General features: G+C 54.6%; 1 protein-coding gene. It reads right to left on the bottom strand.

The genetic code is table 11. The features are described 5' to 3' along the window. Positions 1–238: 238 nt before the first annotated feature. Positions 239–1,483 carry a polysaccharide biosynthesis/export family protein gene (locus CRT23_RS27405; RefSeq protein ID WP_103712619.1) on the bottom strand — a complete coding sequence of 415 codons (1,245 nt, stop codon included), beginning with the start codon at positions 1,481–1,483 and terminating at the stop codon, positions 239–241. Between the last annotated feature and the right edge of the window lie 953 nt (positions 1,484–2,436).

The following is a 2,436-nucleotide window of genomic DNA, read 5'->3' as shown; positions in this document are numbered from 1 at the left end:
GGCCACCAACTACCTGGCTGCCGTCTGCATCGCTGCTACCGTCAGCTACTGGTTACGAGTCCCGAGCCTAGTACAGTGGTGACCGCTGCATCCGCCATACGCTCACCTGCCGTCGATCTAAAAGGCATCGATGCATAGCTCCGCCGAACGAGCCACGCAGTGGATCACGGCAAGCCCCTTTGTCAGCCCATCAAGCGACACTCAGGCTAACCGGAAAACGCTCCGACTGTGCTCTAGCTTAATAGGCCCGTGTTGCAGCAATTGCATTCGCGTTAGAAGAAAATCCAGAAAGTAGGTTTGTGAAGCGCTGGAAGCCAATAGCAGGCGCTTCCGCTACGTAAATGATGTCCCGGCTTCTCACAGCGAAACTTCCTGCGAGAAAGAACGCATCGCTTCGACCGAAATCACATGAGTAGATTGTCGGGATCTCGTTGCCGACATAACTTGACGTATCGATGTTCAGCTGTTCGAGCACGTTCCGTGCTTCAAGGCGATAGAGAAAAACTGAACGTGGGTCAGCCCTATTTGAGTCTAAGCCGCCCGCTTTAGCTGCAGCTTCCATTAGATTCATACTCTCGTTCTCAAATGTAAACCGCCTATTATTGATGCCTCCAATTGAGCCGGGTGCCGGCGTGGCGCCCAAGGCTATATAATACTTAGGTTCTTTTTTCAGAAAAATTATATCGCCGGGAGAAAGCAGGCTGTTCTGTCCTGGAATTTGAAGAACCGCACTCAAAAGTGCCTCTGTCGTCGCATTCCCACGCTTTAATATCACAAGGGTTTCATATGGAGCCCCTCGAGGACCGCCGGCGCGTGCGATCGCTTCAAGCACGCGCAACCCACCTGGATCGATGGTTAGCTTTGTCGGCGTATTCACATCTCCCAGGACATTAACGGTTCCATAGCGGCGTTCTTGTATCGACACGACGACTTGCGGCTCAACTGCGCGTTGAGCCAGGCGTTTAGCAATTTCCTTAGAAAGTTGCTGCGGGGTTCGTCCAACCGCCTGGACACTGCCCGCATAAGGAACCGTGATTGCACCGCTGATTTCGACCTGTTGAGGGGGAAGCGGTACAAAGTTGCCCCCTCGGATAGCGCTGCCCTCAGCAGGTATAAATAGGCCGCCGGCTGAGGCTTCGAAGATGGTGATGTTCAAGGTGTCGCCTACCCCTATCCGACCTTGGACAGCATTGTTCCCGCTCACAATTTTGGGAAAGATAGGCGTAATGTTCTGTGTGAAGGCGTTTGCAAGCGTCACTACGGTATTGTTCAGCTCAATATTTACAAACTGAGCTCGGTTTTCTGCGCTGGGCACCGTCGTGGCCGCGTTATTCAATATTTCCGACCGGCTGGGTCCGTCGCTTGAAATAAAGGTGCAGCCCGGGAGCGTAAAAAATCCAAGTATAGGCAAGCTGGCGGATAGCAATCCCCGACGAGAGTAGTTTTCATTAACCGACATGGTCTTCGACTTGCCACTCGACATCACTTATTGGTTACCCAAATTGACTCGGTCGATATACGTCAGGCGAGTCTACCCAAGCATGAGGACATCCCATTAGCTGAACGGTTGGGAAATTGTAAGCGCCGGCCTCCGAGATTCTCGGATGGCTGAGCCTAGGGTTAGTTATTCCCGGTGTCTTGGGGGAACGGGGAGGACGAGAAGGGGGTGAGGGAGAGGCAGGCGCAGCCTGGTGCAAACGCTGCAGCTGTGCTGGTCGCGCCGCAGCGCTTCGCTGGTGCGAGGACGCGATCAGAGCATTCGCACGCTGCCTTGTACGTGCGAGTCTCGCCGGTGGCTAGGACTGTCTACGTGCTTCTCGATGGCGCCAACCAGTCACATCGAACCGAGATGGCTGAGGATCGATCCCGGCACCTCAAATACAATCGCGGACCCGTACGTTCTGCTCTCGGCTAAGCGTCTGGAGCAACCCGTAGGTCGACGCCAATCGGGCCGTTAGGTCAGACTTCGTCGTCTAGGGCCTCCTCTTAGAGGACCAACCCTGCGGCTCGACCATATCAAACTTCATGGCCTCCCGATCTACGCAATCTGAGCCGGCTCATGAAGTCGTCTGCCCAATCCGTATGCTTGGAGAGCTCCCGCCTTTATTAACTATGTTAACCCGGTGTTAGGGCCAAGCCGCAATGTTCTCCCTGAGCTTAATCGAGGGTAATCGCGAGAGCAGTGTGGGTCTTGTGAGGTGCCAGCTGCACCGCGCCACCGCAGCCTCTCTCAGCTTGCCTGGATCTTCGTGAGCCAGAACCGCCCTGAAGTACTGCTTCAGGCCGCTTCGTGCTGACCGGTGCAGCTCAAACAAGCACGTGGTCCCAACGAGGGCCGAATTGGGGGTAAGGCGAGTCATGATTGATCTATCAAATCGAGTTCTCAGCTTCAGCGAGGAGTTCAACGGGCGGAGCAATCTCAACACAAACGCAGAT

Origin of the sequence: Methylobacterium sp. V23 (genome assembly GCF_002917135.1) — a bacterium.
GTDB lineage: Bacteria > Pseudomonadota > Alphaproteobacteria > Rhizobiales > Beijerinckiaceae > Methylobacterium.
Note: the sequence above shows the minus strand (reverse complement) of the source record. Positions and strands in the feature narration are given on the sequence as shown.